This window comes from Rhizobacter sp. Root404 (assembly GCF_001425865.1).
In the GTDB taxonomy this organism is placed as follows: Bacteria; Pseudomonadota; Gammaproteobacteria; order Burkholderiales; family Burkholderiaceae_C; genus LMDS01.
The window spans coordinates 324,955-340,669 of sequence record NZ_LMDS01000005.1 but is presented as its reverse complement, the minus strand read 5'-3'; the positions used below and the strand labels follow the sequence as shown (position 1 = coordinate 340,669).

Sequence of the window (15,715 nt, the reverse complement as noted above, 5' to 3'; positions counted from 1 at the left end):
GGGCGTCGATCGTCAGGCCGGTTTCTCGACCGGTGCCGGCGCGCCCTCTTCGCCCTCCGCGGTCGTGATCGGCCCCTTGCCGCTGAAGCGGTCGAGCGCGAGGTAGACCACCGGCGTGATGTACAGCGTGATCGCCTGCGAGAACACCAGCCCGCCGACGACCGCCAGGCCCAGCGGCTGACGCAGCTCGGCGCCGGCGCCGATGCCCAGCGCGATCGGCAGCGCGCCCATCAGCGCAGCCAGCGTCGTCATCATGATCGGCCGGAAGCGCAGCACGCAGGCTTCGCGAATCGCCTCGACCGCGGTCAGCCCGCGGGTGCGCTGCGCGTCGAGCGCGAAGTCGATCATCATGATCGCGTTCTTCTTCACGATGCCGATCAGCAGCAGGATGCCGATGGTCGCGATCAGCGTCAGGTCCTGGCCGAAGAACTTCAGCATCAGCAGCGCACCGACGGCCGCGGACGGCAGGCCGGCCAGGATCGTCAGTGGGTGGATGTAACTCTCGTACAGCACCCCGAGCAGGACGTAGATCACCAGCAGCGCGCCGATGATCAGGATCGCCTGGCTGCCCTGCGAGCTCTTGAACACCGCGGCGTCGCCGCCGTAGCTGGTGATGATCGACGAGGGCAGCTGGATCTGTTCGCGGTACTTCTCGATCTTGGCCGTGGCGTCGCCGAGCGCCGTACCGGGCGCGAGGTTGAACGAGACCGTCACCGCCTGCAGCTGTCCGACGTGGTTGATCGCGGTCGGTCCGACGGTGCGCTCGACCGTCGTGAAGCTCGACATCGGCACCAGCGTGCCGTTGCTCGAGCGCACGTAGATGCCATTGAAGGCGCTCTCGTCCTGCTTGGCTTCCGGCGCGACTTCCATGATGACCTGGTAGCTGTCGGCGCTGGTGTAGATCGTCGACACCTGGCGCTCGCCGAACGCGCTGTACAGCGCGTTGCGCACGCTGTTGATGGAGACGCCGAGCGTGTTGGCCAGGTCGCGGTCGATCTTCAGCGAGGCCTGCAGGCCCTTGAGCTGCGAGTCGCTCGTCACGTCGCGGAACATCGGGTCGGCACGCATGGGCTCCTGCAGCTTGGTGGCCCAGGTGTTGAGCTCGTCGGCCTTCACGCTCTGCAGGATGTACTGGTACTGCGCCTTGCTCTGGCGGCCGCCGAGCTGCAGGTTCTGGATCGGTCGCATGAACACCGTGATGCCCGGCACCTCACGCAGCTTGCGGCGCAGGCCTTCGACCACCTCCTTCATCGGCGCGCGCTGGTCGCGCGGCTTCAGGTTCAGGAACAGGCGCCCGGTGTTCTGCGCTCCGCCGCCGCCGTTGAACGAATTGACGGTGGCGACGTTCGGGTCGTTGCGGAAGATCGTCGCGACGCGGTCCTGCAGCTGCACCATCGCCGGGAACGAGGTGTCCTCGGCCGCCTCGGTGCTGACGCGGATCTGGCCGATGTCCTCTTCGGGGAAGAAACCCTTCGGGATCGTGACGAACAGCCACGCGGTCGCCGCGAAGGTCAGCAGTGCCACGGCGCCGACCAGCCAGCGGTGCCGCAGCGCGGCGTCGAGCGAGCGGCTGTAGGCGCCGAGCACGGCGTCGAAGCCGCGCTCGAACTGGCGCACCAGCCAGCCGGGCGGCTTCTTGTGCGCCTCGTCGCTGAGGAACCGGCTGGCCATCATCGGCACCAGCGTCAGCGAGACGAACGCCGACGCGATGATCGCCAGCGTGACCACCACGGCAAACTCGTGGAACAACAGGCCGATCACGCCCGGCATGAAGAAGATCGGGATGAACACTGCGATCAGCGAGGTCGAGATCGAGATGATCGTGAAGCCCACCTCGCGCGAGCCGCGAAGCGCGGCCTGGAACGGCGGCACGCCCTCTTCCACGTGGCGCATGATGTTCTCGAGCATCACGATCGCGTCGTCGACGACCAGCCCGACCGCGAGCGTCAGCCCCAGCAGCGAGATGTTGTCGAGCGTGTAGCCGAAGGCCCAGAGCAGCGCGACCCCGCCCAACAGCGAGACCGGCAGCGACAGCGTCGGGATCACCGTCGCCATGAAACGGCGCAGGAACAGGAAGATCACCAGGACCACCAGCACGATGGTGCCGAGCATGGTGAGCGACACGTCGTGCAGCGCCTCGCGCACCGACACCGAGCGGTCGTTGACCAGCGAGACGCGCACCGATTGCGGCAGCTGCGACTGGAAGTTGGGGAGCGCGCGCTTCACGGCATCCACCACCTTCACGGTGTTGGCATCGGGCTGGCGGTAGACCGCGAGCGAAATGGAGCGCTCACCATTGAAGCTGGCGAATGTCTTGACCGACTCGTAGCTGTCCTCGACCGAGGCCACGTCGCGCAGCCGCACCGGGTTGCCGCCGCGGATGCTGACGATCAGGTCGCCGAACTCCGCCGCATTGCGCAATTGCCGGTTCGCCTGCAGCGTCAGCGTCTGCTGCGGCCCCTCGAGCGTGCCGACGGGCGTGTTGACGTTGGCGGCGCCGAGCGCGGCGCTGAGTTCGTCCAGGCCGATGTTGCGCGCCGCGAGCGCCTGGGGCTGCACCCGCACCCGCACCGCGAAGCGCTTGGCCCCGAAGATCGTGACCTGCGCCACGCCCTCGAGCGTCGAGAGCGTCGGCGAGATCAGGTGTTCGGCGAAGTCGTTGAGCTCGGACAGCTCGAGCGACGGCGAGGTCAGCGCCATGAAGAGCACCGGCGCATCGGCCGGATTGACCTTGCGGTACGACGGCGGCGCCGTCATGTCCTGCGGCAGGGCGCGCTGGGCGCGCAGCAGCGCCGCCTGCACGTCGACCGCCGCGGCCTCGATGTCGCGACCCTCGTCGAATTCGAGCGTCAGATCGGTGCTGCCCAGCGTGTTGCTGGAGCTGATGATCGCCAGGCCCGGGATGGTCGAGAACTGCTTCTCGAGCGGCAGCGCGACCGAGGTGGCCATCGTCTCGGGGCTGGCACCCGGCAGTTGCGCGAACACGTTGATGACCGGCGTGTTGTAGCTCGGCAGCGCCGCCACCGGGATCCTGCTGTACGCGATGACGCCCGCGACGACGATCGCCGCGTTCAGCAGCACCGTCAGCACCGGGCGGCGGATGAAGAGCTCGGACAGGTTCATGGCGTCACCGCCGCACCGGCCCCGGCGGAGCTGGCCCCGGTGCCCGGCGCCGACGCAGCGCGCGAGCCGGCCGCGCCGGTGGCGTCGCGCTCGACCACGCGTGCGCCCGGCCGCAGGTTCTGCCGGCCGTCGACGACCACGCGGTCACCCGCCGCGACACCGCTCGCCACCGCATCCGGCCCCTGCGCATACAGCACGTCGACGCGCTTGGAGACCGCCTTGTTGTCGGCGTCGATCGTGTAGACGATGCTGCCCCGCGGCCCCTGGATCACCGCCGCCTGCGGCACGACGATCGCGTCCTTCAGCGTGCGCACCGCCAACCGGACGGTGACAAAGCCGCCCGGCCAGAGCGCTTCCTTCGCGTTGTCGAACTGCGCCTTGACCTTGACGGTGCCGGAGTTCGCGTCGACCAGGTTGTCGACGAACTGCAGCTTGCCGACGACCTCGCCGCGCGCCTCCGGCAGCACCGCGACAACCTTGCCGCCGCCGCTGCGCAGCGTCTGCAACGCGTCGTTGAGGTGGCGCTGCGGCAGGCTGAAGCTGACGGCGATCGGGTCGAGCTGCGTGATCGTCACCAGCGCAGCGCCAGCCGGCTGCACCGTGCTGCCGGCATAGACGTTGATCGCACCAGCGCGGCCGGCGGCGGGCGCGACGATCCGGTTGTACGAGAGCCCGACCAGCGCGGCCTGGATGGCGGCCTTGTCGGCGGTGACCACCGCCTGCTGCGTATCGACCTGCGTCTGGTTCGTGTCCACCGCGCCTTGCGAGATGAAACCCTGCGCCAGCAACTCGCGCGAGCGGGCGAGCTGGCGCTGCGCGTCGCCCAGCGCGGCCTGATCGCGTGCGAGTTGCGCCTTGGCCTTGGCGAGATTGACCTCGTCGGTGCGGGCATCGAGCGTGAACAGCAACTGCCCGGCCTTGACGAACTGGCCCTCGCGGATGTTGACCTGGGTGATCACACTGGACACCTGCGGTCGGATGTCGACGCTGTTGAGCGCACTGATCATGCCGGTGGCCTCCAGCATCACGTCGACGTTCTTCGCCACGGCGCGCACGCTGCTGACGCTGACCGGTGCGCCGGCCCCCGAAGCTGCCCCGGACGCCGGCGCCGCGCCGGAGGCCGAAGCGGCTGGCGGCGCCGACTCCTTGCTGCAACCCGCCAGGGCGGTCGCCAACACCAGCGCCGCCGTGCCGCGCATCAAGCTCTTGTTCATGCAGATCCTGGTTGGGCGCGGTTCGCCGCGAAGCGCGCCAATTCGTTACAACTTGTGATTCTCGCCAATCGCCGCGCCGCCGACAACGCTCACCGATCCACGGGGAAGCCGCTTGGTGCGGCTCGCCCGGGCCGAGTTCCGCAGCGCCGCCTCAACCGCGCCCGGTCGATCCGAAACCACCCGCCCCGCGGCCCGAGGCGTCGAACGCCTCGACGACGCGAAATTTCGCCTGAACCACCGGCACGATCACGAGCTGCGCGATCCGGTCCAGCGGCTGCACGATGAACGTCGTCGACCCTCGGTTCCAGCAGCTGACCATCAGCGGCCCCTGATAGTCCGAGTCGATCAGCCCGACGAGGTTGCCCAGCACGATGCCGTGCTTGTGACCGAGGCCCGAGCGCGGCAGGATCATCGCGGCCAGCCCGGGATCGCCGATGTGGATGGACAGGCCGGTCGGGATCAGCACGGTCTGCCCGGGCTCGATCGGCAGCGCCGAATCGACACACGCGCGCAGGTCCAGCCCGGCGCTGCCCGATGTCGCGTAGGCCGGCAGCTGATCGGCCATGCGCGGATCGAGCACGCGGACGTCGACGGTCGTCATTGCCCCACTCCCACGCGGCGCGCGATCTCGGCGACCAGTTGCCGGGCAAGCGTCAACTTGTCGGCGCGCGGCAGCTCGCGCTCGCCATTCGCATCGACCAGCGTCAGCGCGTTGTCGTCCTGCCCGAAGGTTGCCGGGCCGAGGTTGGCGACGATCAACGGGATGCCCTTGCGCACCCGCTTCTCGCGCGCGTGCGCCAGCAGGTCGTGGCTCTCGGCGGCGAAGCCGACACAGTACGGCGGCTTCGGCAGCGCCGCGACGGTGGCGAGGATGTCCGGGTTCTCGGCCAGTTCGAAGCTCGGCGGGCCCTTCTCGCCGGCCTGCTTCTTGATCTTGTGGTCGTTGAAGCGGGCCGGCCGCCAGTCGGCCACCGCGGCGGTCGCGACGAACACGTCGTGCGCGGCCACCGCGCTCAGCGTCGCATCGAACATCTGCCGCGCCGTCATCACATCGATGCGGGCCACGCCCCGCGGCGTGGGCAGGTGCACCGGCCCGGCCACCAGCGTGACCGCGGCGCCCGCATCGGCCGCGGCGCGCGCGATCGCGAATCCCATCTTGCCGCTCGAATGGTTGGTGATGCCGCGCACCGGGTCGATCGGCTCGAAGGTCGGCCCCGCGGTGATCAGCACGCGCCTGCCCGCCAGCAGCTTGGGCTGGAAGCAAGCGACCATGTCGGCCAGCAGTTCGGCCGGCTCGAGCATGCGGCCATCGCCGATCTCGCCGCAGGCCTGGTCGCCGCTGCCGGGGCCGAGGATCGCGGTGCCATCGGCGCGCAGCTGCGCCAGGTTGCGCTTCGTGGCCGGGTGCGCCCACATCTCGCGGTTCATCGCGGGAGCCACCAGCAACGGACAGCGCTCGATCGGCCGGGCCAGGCACATCAGGCTGAGCAGGTCGTCGGCGCGGCCCTGGACCAGCTTGGCGATCAGGTCGGCGCTGGCCGGGGCGATGACGATTGCATCGGCCTCGCGCGTCAGGTTGATGTGCGCCATGTTGTTGGGCTCGCGCGCGTCCCACTGGCTCGTGTAGACGCGGCGGTTCGACAGCGCCTGCAGCGTGACCGGCGTGATGAACTCCTCGGCCGCCTCGGTCATCACCACCTGCACGGTGGCGCCCGCCTTGACCAGCTCACGGGTGAAATCGGCCGCCTTGTAGCAGGCGATGCCGCCCGACAGGCCGAGCACGATGTGCCTGCCTGCCAGGCCCAGCGATGCAGCCGCCATCAGAGAGCCGTCCACGCGCGCGACATGTCGTGCAGGTTGAACAGCACGCGCACCGCCTTGCCATAGACCTGCTCGTGCGGCAGGAAGCCCCAGACCCGCGAGTCGGAGGAGTTGTCGCGGTTGTCGCCCATCATCAGGTACTGGCCCGCCGGCACCGTGCACTGCCAAGCCGTCGCCCCCTCGGTGCTGCAGCTCGCGCCCATGCCGGTGGGCGCCAAGCGGCCCATCACGAACGGGTTGACCTTGATGGTGCGGCTCTTGCTGCCGGCGGTCTCGTCCAGCAGCCATTGCCCGCGGTCCTCGGGCGGCACGTTGGCCCCGGTTCCCTCGCTGACCACCTGCACGTTGAAAGGCGCGCCGTTGACGCTGACGACGCCCCGGTCGAAGCGGACCACGTCGCCGGGCAGCCCGACCAGCCGCTTGACGTAGAACTCGGACACGTCGACCGGGTAACGGAACACCACCACGTCACCGCGCTGCGGCTGGCCGAACTCGATCGCGGTGTTGGTGAACGGCAGCCGCGGCCCGTAGGCCAGGTGGTTGACGAGCAGGTAGTCGCCGACACGCAGCGTCGGCTCCATCGAACCCGACGGCACCTTCGGCCAGTCGGCCACCGCGATCCGGCAGGTGAACATCAGCGCGACGACGACAAACAGCTCGGCGCCGAAGCTGACCCACAGCGGTTTCTTGTCCGGCTCGCCGCCGAGGCGGCGCTTGCGAACCTTCCAGGCGACCCAGCAGGCGCCAGTGGCCAGCGTCGCGAGCGCAAGGATTTCGTTGATCGAGAAACCGAGTTGCAACCCGGCACTCATGGGGTCGACCTGCGGATCTTCATGTCCATGTTCATCTCGTCGGTCCGGTAGGACGGTGGCCGATTATCGACGGGCACCGATGATCAGGCGACGCGCGGGGCTGCTGCAAGCAACGGCTCGACCAGGCCGCGCGCGGTGTCGCCCAGCCAGTCGAGCTCGCCGAGCACCGAACTGCGGGCCGTGCCGCCGCGATCGATCAACACCGTGGTCGGGAACACGCGCGGCGTCCAGGCGGCGGCGGCCTCGCCCTCGCGGTCGAGCAGGATCGGCAGCGAGAACGGCAGCGTCTCGAGGAAGCGCTTGATCTTCGGCGCCGGCTCCTGGTAGTTGACGGACAGGATCACCAGTCCGGCCTTCTCATGGCGCGTCTGCAGCAGCTCGAGCGACGGCATCTCGGCGCGGCAGGGTTCGCACCAGCTGGCCCAGAAGTTCAGGACGACCGGCCGGCCCTTCAGCGCGGCAAGCGACCAGGCCTTGCCGTCCAGGTCGGTCAGCGCGAGGGCCGGGGTCGGCCTGCCGGCAGGCCAGGGCCGAACGACGTGGGCCGCGCGAGCAGGGCCGGCCGCTGCCACCGCGGCAAGCGCCACCGACCCGGTCAGGAAACGACGGCGTGTTGTCCTACTCGGGCCCTGCCCATCCATGGTCTGCATCGGAATTCCAGCCGGTGTAAGGTGCGGGCAACGTCGATCGACACCCGTGTCCACGACGATTGCACCACATCCGTCCATGACCCCATTGCGCACGCCCCGATTCATCCAGCGCCATGTCGCCGACACGGCGGCCGACCGCCGCGAGATCGAATCCGGGCTGATGCAGCAACCGGCGCACGCCGCGCCCAAATACTTCTACGACCGCCTGGGCTCGCACCTGTTCGAGGCGATCACCGAGCTGCCCGAGTACTACCCGACCCGCACCGAGGCGGCGATCTTCGCCTCCCACGGCGCGGCGATGGCGCGCCGCATCGGGTCCGGCGCGACGCTGATCGACCTGGGCGCCGGCAACTGCGCCAAGGCGATCCGGCTGTTTCCGCTGCTGGAGCCGAGCCGCTATGTGGCCGTCGACATCTCGGTCGACTTCCTGCACGACGCGCTCAAGCGCGTTCAGCGCGAGCACCCGGCGCTCGACGTCGTCGGGCTCGGCCAGGACTTCTCCGCGACGCTCGACCTGGACGATGACCTGATCGGCACGCGCGGCGTGTTCTTCTACCCCGGCTCCAGCATCGGCAACTTCACGCCCGGCGACGCGCTGGCGTTCCTGAAGCGCGTGCGATCGCAGGCACAGGGAGGCGGCCTGCTGATCGGTGTCGACCTGGTCAAGCCGGGTGCGATCCTCCAGGCCGCCTACGACGACGCGCTCGGCGTCACCGCGGCGTTCAACCTGAACCTGCTGCGGCAGCTGAACCGGCTGATCGGCAGCGATTTCGCGCCGGCCGACTGGCAGCACGTCGGGCTGTGGAACGAGTCGGCCTCGCGGGTCGAGATGCACCTCGAAGCGCGCCGCGACCTGACCGTGCGCTGGTCCGGCTCGCAGCGCGAGTTCCGCGCCGGCGAGCGCATCCACACCGAAAACTCGTGCAAGTACACGGTCGAGAATTTCGCGACGATGCTGCAGGACGCGGGCTTCGAGGCGCCCGAGCACTGGACCGACGAGCGCGGCTGGTTCGGCGTGTTCTGGGCGCCCGCCGGCTGAACGTTCAGCGCGGCGGCAGTGTCGGCGGGCTCGGGTGCAGCCTGGCCATCGCGAACACGTCCGCATACACGCCGTCGCGCAGGGCGTAGGCGCGCATCTTCCCTTCGGTTTCGAAGCCGAACCGGCGATACAGGCGGATCGCCGCGTCGTTGTCCGTGTAGACCGTGAGTTCCAGCCGCATCAGACCCACCCAGCGGTCGGCATAGTCGCACAGCGCGGCCATCAGCGCCTGGCCGACGCCCTGCCGTTGGGCATGCGGCGCGACATGGATGCCCAGCCCCATCGCGTGGCGACGGCGCACGTGACCGCTGACGCTGTTCAGGCCGGCGGCGCCGACAAGCTCGTCGTCGCGTTCGGCGACGAGCAACACATCGGGTCCCGTCGCGCCGACCCCATCGGTCAGACGCTTCGCCCAGGCCTCCTCGCTCGGGTACGGCAGCTGCAACAGCCCCCCGAACACCGCCGGATCGCTCAGCTGTCGCGCCAGCGCGGCCGCGTCGGACGCCCGAGCCCGGCGGACCACCACGCTCACATCACACCCGTTCGGCGACCCAGCCACGCACCGACGCGAGCGCGGCGTCGAGCTTGCTCGGATCGGTGCCACCGGCCATCGCCATGTCGGGCTTGCCGCCCCCCTTGCCGCCGACCTGCTGCGCGACGAAGTTGACGAGCTCGCCGGCCTTGAGCTTGGCGATGCTGTCGTTGGTCACGCCCGCGGCGATCTGCACCTTGCCGCCCTCGACGGTGGCCAGCACGATCGCGGCGGTCTTGAGCTTGTCCTTCAGCTTGTCCATCGTGTCGCGCAAGGTCTTCGCGTCGGCGCCGGCCAGCATCGCGGCCAGCACCTTGATGCCGTTCACGTCGACGGCGCCGGCCATCAGCTCGTCGCCCTGCGACGACGCGAGCTTGCCCTTCAGCGCCGCGAGTTCCTTCTCGAGCGCGCGCACGTGGTCCAGCACCTGCGTCAGGCGCGCCGGCACTTCGGCGGGCGACGCCTTCAGCGCGCCGGCCAGCTGCTGCACCGTGGCTTCGAGCGACTGCAGGTAGGCCAGCGCGTTGTCGCCGGTGATCGCCTCGACCCGCCGCACGCCCGCCGCGACGCCACTCTCGCCGACGATCTTGAACAGGCCGATGTCGCCGGTGCGCTGCACGTGCGTGCCGCCGCAGAACTCGCGGCTGCTGCCGATGTCGAGCACCCGCACCTCGTCGCCGTACTTCTCGCCGAACAGCATCACTGCGCCGGATTTCTGCGCCTCCTCGATCGGCATGACGCGCGCATTCGTCGCGGCGTTCGCCAGGATCTCGGCATTGACGATCGCCTCGACCTGCGCGATCTGCGCCTCCGTCAGCGGCCCGTTGTGCACGAAGTCGAAACGCGTGCGATCGGCGTTGACCAGCGAGCCCTTCTGCTGCACGTGCTCGCCGAGCACCTCGCGCAGCGCCTTGTGCATCAGGTGGGTCGACGAATGGTTGCGCACGGTCTTCGCGCGCTGCTCGGCATCGACCTTGGCGGTGAACACGTCACCGACCTTGATTTCGCCTTCGACCACGCGGCCGTGGTGGCCGAACACCGCCGCCTGGACCTTGATCGTGTCTTCGACCAGGAAACGCGACGTGGCGTTGCGCAGCTCGCCGGTGTCGCCGACCTGGCCGCCGGACTCGGCGTAGAACGGCGTGTGGTCGAGCACGATCACGGCGTCGTCGCCCGACGCCGCGCTCGCGACGGCACTGCCGTCGACGTAGACCGCGGTCACCTTCACGCCGTCGCGCGCCAGCTCGTCGTAGCCGTGGAATTGCGTGACCGCGCCACTGTATTCCAGCCCCTGCGCCATCTTGAACTTGCCGGCCTCGCGGGCGCGCTTCTTCTGCTCGTCGAGCAGCTCGTTGAAGCGCGCCTCGTCGACCGTGACGCCGCGCTCGCGGCACACGTCGGCCGTCAGGTCGACCGGGAAGCCGAAGGTGTCGTGCAGCTTGAACGCAGTGTCGCCGTCGAGTTGCTTGGTGCCCGCCTTGTCCAATGACGCGAGCGCCTTCTCGAGAATCTCCATCCCGTTCGCGATGGTGCGGAAGAAGCCTTCCTCTTCCTGCTTCAGCACCTCGAACGCGCGCTTCTCCTCGCGGCGCAGCTCGGGGTACGCGTCGCCCATCTCGTTGGCGAGCGCGCCGACCAGCGTATGGAAGAACGGCTTGCGCGCGCCGAGCTTGTAGCCGTGGCGGATCGCGCGGCGCGCGATCCGGCGCAGCACGTAGCCGCGGCCCGCGTTGCTCGGGATCACGCCGTCGACGACCGTGAAGGTGCAGGCGCGGATGTGGTCGGCGATCACCTTCAACGACGGCGACTCCGCGTCGCAATCTCCTGCGCCAGCCGCGTCCACCGCCTTCTTCGACGCGGCCAGCAGGTTCACGAACGTGTCGATCTCGTAGTTGCTGTGCACGTGCTGCAGCACCGCGGTCAGGCGCTCCAGGCCCATGCCGGTGTCCACGCTCGGCTTGGGCAGCTTGTGCATCACGCCCGCGTCGTCGCGGTTGAACTGCATGAACACGTTGTTCCAGATCTCGATGTAGCGGTCGCCGTCTTCGTCGGGCGAACCCGGCGGGCCGCCGGCGATCTCCGGGCCGTGGTCGTAGAAGATCTCGGTGCAGGGCCCGCACGGACCGGTGTCGCCCATCATCCAGAAGTTGTCGGACGCGTAGCGAGCGCCCTTGTTGTCGCCGATCCGCACGATGCGGTCGGCCGGCACGCCGACGTCCTTGTTCCAGATCTCGTAGGCCTCGTCGTCCTCGGCGTAGACGGTGACCCAGAGCTTTTCCTTCGGCAGCTTGTAGACCTCGGTCAGCAGTTCCCAGGCGTAGGCAATCGCGTCCTTCTTGAAATAGTCGCCGAAGCTGAAATTGCCCAGCATCTCGAAGAAGGTGTGGTGGCGCGCGGTGTAGCCGACGTTCTCGAGGTCGTTGTGCTTGCCGCCGGCGCGGATGCACTTCTGCGCGGTGGTCGCGCGCGAGTACGGGCGGCGGTCGGTGCCGAGGAACACGTCCTTGAACTGGTTCATCCCGGCGTTCGTGAACAGCAGCGTCGGGTCGTCGCCGGGCACGACCGGGCTCGATGCGACGATCGTGTGCCCCTTCGCCTCGAAGAACTTCAGGAAGGTCTGGCGGATTTCGGAAGCTTTCATCCGGCTCTTTCGTTGCTATCTCGTTGGGTACAGCGCGCCAGGCGGGCCGGCAAACCTTCGATTATAGAAAGGCGCTCCGCTCGTGCGAGGCGATCTGTTCGGCGAGGAACCGGTACAGCCTCGCGTCGTCGCTGAAGGCGACGTTGAAGCGCAGCCAGCCGGTCGTGCGTGGCTCCGTCAGGAACAGGTGGCCCGGGCCGAGCAGGATGCTGGAGGCGACCGCCTGCTGCGCCAGGCCGGCACTGTCTGTCAGGTCGGGATGGCGTGCCCAGAGGTACATGCCCGCCTTGGGCTCGCTGAAAAGCTCGAAGCCCAGGTCGGTCAGGCGCGCGCCCACCGCACCGTGGGCCTGCGCCAACCGGTCGCGCAGCGAACGCAGGTGCTTGCGCCACCGCCCTTCCGTGAGCGCGCCGAAGGCCAGCCGCTCGGTGATGTCCGAAGAGGTCAACCCCGACACCATCTTCAGCTGCGCGAGCTCGTCGAGCAGGTCCGCGCGCGCCACGACGTGGCCGACCCGGATGTTGGGCGAGATCGTCTTCGAGAAGCTGCCGATGTGGACGACCCGGCGCAGCTGGTCGAGACTGGCGAGCGACGGACGCGGCTCGGGATCGAGATCGGCGTAGATGTCGTTCTCGACCAGCGTGACCTCGTGCTTCTCGGCGAGTTGGAGCACACGGTAGAGCTGCGGCAGCGGTGTCACGGAATTGGTCGGGCTCTGCAGGCGCGGCTGGGTGAAGAACACGCTCGGCCGGTGCTCGACGAGCAGCGCCTCCAGCACCGCCAGGTCGTAACCTCCGGGCGCGCGCGGCACGCCGACCAGCCGCGCGCCGAGGAAGCGCAGCATGAACATCAGGTTCGGATAGCCGGGCTCGTCGACGAGCACCGTGTCGCCGGGCTTCACGAGCCGGCGCGCAACCAGGTCGAGCGCCTGGCTCGAGCCCTGGGTCAGCAGAACGTGCTCGGCCCCGACGGCGATGCCGCCTTCGGCCAGCGATTCGGCGATCAGCAGGCGCAGCGCCATGTGGCCGTGCGGCGCGCCGTAGCCCCCGAGCTCGGCGCCGTCGCTGGCGAGCTGCCGCAGGCTGCGGCGCACGCCCTCCTCGAACAGCCAGTCGTTCGGCATCCAGCCGCAACCCGGCTTGAGCATCAGGTTGCGGTTCTCGAAGATCTGCTGCAGGTACCAGCGGGCGTCGAAGCGCAGGTCGCTGCGGGGCACCTCGCCGGTGGCGGCGGCCGGCTCGGCGCGGCGCTTGACGAAGAAGCCGGCGTTCGCGCGCGAGATCACCCAGCCCTGGGCCACCAGCCGATCGTAGGCCTCCACGACCGTGAAGACGCTGACCGAGTGCGAGGCCGCGAGCGCCCGGATCGACGGCAGCTTGACGCCCGGGCGCAAGGACTGGTCGGCGATCAGGCGGCGAAAGCCGTCGACGATCTGGACAACCAAAGGCACCTGGGATTCTGGGTGGAGTGTGATCATGGCGTTGTTCTGGGCGTGGCCGCTCGACGCACCGTATCAGGGCTTTCATGTACAGGTCGCCGGCCCGGCACAGTACACCGATCATTATTTCGCGATGTACATGGTCGTCGGCGGCCGCACTGCCTACAGTGCGTGATTCGCCGAACGGAAAAGCCACCCGCCATGTCCACCGCCCAAGTCCTCGACGCCCCGCACGCGGCCGCCGCCACCCTGCGCGCCACCGGCGCCGAGCCGCTGGTCCGGTTTGCCGGCGTGCAGAAGACCTACGACGGCGTGCAGCTCGTGATTCGCCAGCTCGATCTGGACATCCGGCGCGGCGAGTTCCTGACGATGCTCGGGCCCTCCGGTTCCGGCAAGACCACCGCGCTGATGCTGCTGGCGGGCTTCGAATCGCCGACCGCCGGCGACATCTTCCTCGATGGCAAGCCGATCACCCGCACCCCGCCGCACAAGCGCAATTTCGGCATGGTGTTCCAGAACTACGCACTGTTTCCGCACCTTACGGTGGCACAGAACGTGGCGTATCCGCTCACGGTGCGCAAGGTCTCGAAGGCCGAGCAGGACGTGAAGGTGGCGAAGGCGCTGGCGATGGTGCGCCTGCAGGGCATGGGTGAGCGCTTTCCGGCGCAGCTTTCGGGCGGCCAGCAGCAGCGCGTGGCGCTGGCGCGGGCGCTGGTCTTCGAGCCGCAACTGGTGCTGATGGACGAGCCGCTAGGCGCGCTCGACAAGCAATTGCGCGAACACATGCAGATCGAGCTGAAGGAGCTGCACCGCCAGCTAGGCGTCACCTTCGTCTTCGTGACCCACGACCAGGGCGAGGCGCTGACGATGAGCGACCGGGTCGCGGTGTTCAACAGCGGCGTGATCCAGCAGATCGACGCGGCCGACCGCATGTACGAGGCGCCCGCCAACCGTTTCGTGGCCGGGTTCATCGGCGACGGCACGATGCTGCGGGGCACGCTGCGCGCGGTGCACGCCGGCGGCGCCTGCGAGATGGCGCTCGCCGATGGTCGGGTGGTCAGCGGCGTGAACGTCAATGGGGCCACGATCGGTGCCGAGGTCGTCGCCGGCATCCGGCCGGAGCGCATCGTCGCGCATGCCGAGGCGCCGTCCGCCCGCGCCAACGTGCTGCAGGCGCAGGTCCGTCAGATCGTCTATTTCGGCGATCACCTTCGGCTGCTGTGCCACGTCGGTGACGGCCACGACGACGCCACCGTCAAGCTGCCGCTGTCGTCCGCGGCGGTGCCGAAGCCCGGAGAGGCGCTGTGGCTTGAGCTGCCTCATGAGCTGACCCGGGTGTATCTCTGACACTCCCGCCTTCCTTGTCGCAACCGTTCCCTCACTCCCCTGGAGACACCGCCACCATGAGAATCCGCACCCTGGCCCTGACCCTTGCCGCTGCGTTCACGCTGCCGGCGCTGGCACAACAGCAGATCACCGTCGTCAACTTCGGCGGCGCGAATGCCAACGCGCAGAAGAAGGCCTACTACGAGCCGTTCGAGAAGACCGGCATCAAGGTCGTCCCGGTCGAATACAACGGCGAGCAGGCCAAGATCAAGGTGATGGTCGAGACCAAAAAGGTCACCTGGGACGTGGTCGAGGTCGAGTCGCCCGACGTGGCGCGCGGCTGCGACGAAGGCCTGTTCGAGAAGCTCGACTACAGCAAGATCGCGCCCAAGGCCGACTTCCTGCCCGCTGCCGTGACCGAATGCGGCGTCGGCATCTTCGTCTGGTCGACCGTGATGGCCTACAACGGCGACAAGCTGAAGGACGGCCCCAAGACCTGGGCCGATTTCTGGGACACCAAAAAATTCCCCGGCAAACGCGGCATGCGCAAGGGCGCGCGCTACAACCTCGAGTTCGCGCTGATGGCCGACGGCGTCAAGCCGGCCGACGTCTACAAGACCTTGGCCACCAAGGAAGGCGCCGAGCGCGCGTTCAAGAAGCTGGGCGAGCTGAAGTCGAGCATCCAGTGGTGGGAAGCCGGCGCGCAGCCGCCGCAGTTCCTGGTCGCCGGCGACGTGGCCATGACCACCGTCTACAACGGCCGCATCGACGCCGCCAACCGCGAAGGCAAGAACCTGAAGATCGGCTGGACCGGCGGCATCTACGACCTGGACTACTGGGTCATCCCGAAGGGCGCGCCGAACAAGGATGCCTCGCTGAAGTTCATCGCCTTCGCCAGCACGCCCGACGCGCAGGCCGAGTATGCGAAGAACATCGCTTATGGCCCGACCAACAACAAGACGCTCGCCAAGCTCGACGCCAAGGTCCTGGGCAACCTGCCGACCTCGCCGGCCAACGCGAAGGACGCGCTGCAGTTCAACCTGAAGTTCTGGGCCGACCAGGGCGAGGACCTGGAGAAGCGCTTCGCCTGCTGGGCGACGAACTGATCGGCTGATCGGG

The 15,715-nt window shown here is 68.6% G+C and carries 13 protein-coding genes; 4 read left to right on the top strand and 9 right to left on the bottom strand.

The genetic code is table 11. The annotated features are described in order from the left end of the window. Positions 1-12: 12 nt before the first annotated feature. The 6 genes from ASC76_RS15735 to ASC76_RS15710 form a co-directional block, all read right to left on the bottom strand. Entirely contained in the window at positions 13-3,123 is a 3,111-nt protein-coding gene (locus ASC76_RS15735) for an efflux RND transporter permease subunit (protein WP_056468261.1), read from the bottom strand. Next, the gene (locus ASC76_RS15730; protein WP_056468258.1) at positions 3,120-4,337 is read right to left on the bottom strand and encodes an efflux RND transporter periplasmic adaptor subunit; all 1,218 of its coding nucleotides are present in this window, start codon (positions 4,335-4,337) and stop codon (positions 3,120-3,122) included. Before ASC76_RS15730 ends, ASC76_RS15735 begins: the two co-directional genes overlap by 4 nt. A 151-nt stretch (positions 4,338-4,488) precedes the next feature. Beyond that, entirely contained in the window at positions 4,489-4,938 is a 450-nt protein-coding gene (dut, locus tag ASC76_RS15725; RefSeq protein ID WP_056468255.1) for a dUTP diphosphatase, read from the bottom strand. Then, the gene (coaBC, locus tag ASC76_RS15720) at positions 4,935-6,158 is read right to left on the bottom strand and encodes a bifunctional phosphopantothenoylcysteine decarboxylase/phosphopantothenate--cysteine ligase CoaBC (protein WP_056470920.1); all 1,224 of its coding nucleotides are present in this window, start codon (positions 6,156-6,158) and stop codon (positions 4,935-4,937) included. Before coaBC ends, dut begins: the two co-directional genes overlap by 4 nt. After that, the gene (gene lepB / locus ASC76_RS15715) at positions 6,158-6,970 is read right to left on the bottom strand and encodes a signal peptidase I (RefSeq protein WP_056468252.1); all 813 of its coding nucleotides are present in this window, start codon (positions 6,968-6,970) and stop codon (positions 6,158-6,160) included. Before lepB ends, coaBC begins: the two co-directional genes overlap by 1 nt. 83 nt (positions 6,971-7,053) lie before the next feature. After that, positions 7,054-7,620, bottom strand: a complete 567-nt coding sequence (locus tag ASC76_RS15710) for a TlpA disulfide reductase family protein (protein WP_162247131.1) — start codon at positions 7,618-7,620, stop codon at positions 7,054-7,056. A 76-nt stretch (positions 7,621-7,696) separates the two neighbouring features. On the opposite strand from ASC76_RS15710, the gene egtD reads away from it, so the two are divergent. Continuing rightward, entirely contained in the window at positions 7,697-8,659 is a 963-nt protein-coding gene (gene egtD, locus ASC76_RS15705) for an L-histidine N(alpha)-methyltransferase (RefSeq protein ID WP_056468247.1), read from the top strand. Between the two features lie 4 nt (positions 8,660-8,663). On the opposite strand, the gene ASC76_RS15700 is transcribed toward egtD, so the two are convergent. The 3 genes from ASC76_RS15700 to ASC76_RS15690 form a co-directional block, all read right to left on the bottom strand. After that, entirely contained in the window at positions 8,664-9,182 is a 519-nt protein-coding gene (locus ASC76_RS15700) for a GNAT family N-acetyltransferase (RefSeq protein WP_200947170.1), read from the bottom strand. A 10-nt stretch (positions 9,183-9,192) separates the two neighbouring features. Beyond that, positions 9,193-11,832, bottom strand: coding sequence for an alanine--tRNA ligase (alaS, locus tag ASC76_RS15695; protein ID WP_056468243.1), 2,640 nt, complete (start codon positions 11,830-11,832; stop codon positions 9,193-9,195). A gap of 61 nt (positions 11,833-11,893) precedes the next feature. Beyond that, the gene (locus ASC76_RS15690; RefSeq protein WP_056468239.1) at positions 11,894-13,309 is read right to left on the bottom strand and encodes a PLP-dependent aminotransferase family protein; all 1,416 of its coding nucleotides are present in this window, start codon (positions 13,307-13,309) and stop codon (positions 11,894-11,896) included. On the opposite strand from ASC76_RS15690, the gene ASC76_RS25410 reads away from it, so the two are divergent. The 3 genes from ASC76_RS25410 to ASC76_RS15680 are packed head-to-tail and all read left to right on the top strand — an operon-like array spanning position 13,308 to position 15,702. Further along, entirely contained in the window at positions 13,308-13,445 is a 138-nt protein-coding gene (locus ASC76_RS25410; protein ID WP_157615740.1) for a hypothetical protein, read from the top strand. The genes ASC76_RS15690 and ASC76_RS25410 overlap by 2 nt on opposite strands. A 26-nt stretch (positions 13,446-13,471) precedes the next feature. Next, on the top strand, positions 13,472-14,617 hold the full coding sequence (locus ASC76_RS15685) for an ABC transporter ATP-binding protein (RefSeq protein ID WP_082549219.1): 1,146 nt from the start codon (positions 13,472-13,474) through the stop codon (positions 14,615-14,617). Between the two features lie 56 nt (positions 14,618-14,673). Continuing rightward, positions 14,674-15,702 carry an ABC transporter substrate-binding protein gene (locus ASC76_RS15680; RefSeq protein WP_056468236.1) on the top strand — a complete coding sequence of 343 codons (1,029 nt, stop codon included), beginning with the start codon at positions 14,674-14,676 and terminating at the stop codon, positions 15,700-15,702. Positions 15,703-15,715 lie beyond the last annotated feature (13 nt).

Coding starts and splice junctions, on each gene's coding strand:
- ASC76_RS15710 (WP_162247131.1), bottom strand. CDS start 7,620: ATGCAGACCATGGATGGGCAGGGCCCGAGTAGGACAACACGCCGTCGT.
- ASC76_RS15735 (WP_056468261.1), bottom strand. CDS start 3,123: ATGAACCTGTCCGAGCTCTTCATCCGCCGCCCGGTGCTGACGGTGCTG.
- dut (WP_056468255.1), bottom strand. CDS start 4,938: ATGACGACCGTCGACGTCCGCGTGCTCGATCCGCGCATGGCCGATCAG.
- lepB (WP_056468252.1), bottom strand. CDS start 6,970: ATGAGTGCCGGGTTGCAACTCGGTTTCTCGATCAACGAAATCCTTGCG.
- alaS (WP_056468243.1), bottom strand. CDS start 11,832: ATGAAAGCTTCCGAAATCCGCCAGACCTTCCTGAAGTTCTTCGAGGCG.
- ASC76_RS15680 (WP_056468236.1), top strand. CDS start 14,674: ATGAGAATCCGCACCCTGGCCCTGACCCTTGCCGCTGCGTTCACGCTG.
- ASC76_RS15690 (WP_056468239.1), bottom strand. CDS start 13,309: ATGATCACACTCCACCCAGAATCCCAGGTGCCTTTGGTTGTCCAGATC.
- coaBC (WP_056470920.1), bottom strand. CDS start 6,158: ATGGCGGCTGCATCGCTGGGCCTGGCAGGCAGGCACATCGTGCTCGGC.
- egtD (WP_056468247.1), top strand. CDS start 7,697: ATGACCCCATTGCGCACGCCCCGATTCATCCAGCGCCATGTCGCCGAC.
- ASC76_RS15685 (WP_082549219.1), top strand. CDS start 13,472: ATGTCCACCGCCCAAGTCCTCGACGCCCCGCACGCGGCCGCCGCCACC.
- ASC76_RS15730 (WP_056468258.1), bottom strand. CDS start 4,337: ATGAACAAGAGCTTGATGCGCGGCACGGCGGCGCTGGTGTTGGCGACC.
- ASC76_RS25410 (WP_157615740.1), top strand. CDS start 13,308: ATGGCGTTGTTCTGGGCGTGGCCGCTCGACGCACCGTATCAGGGCTTT.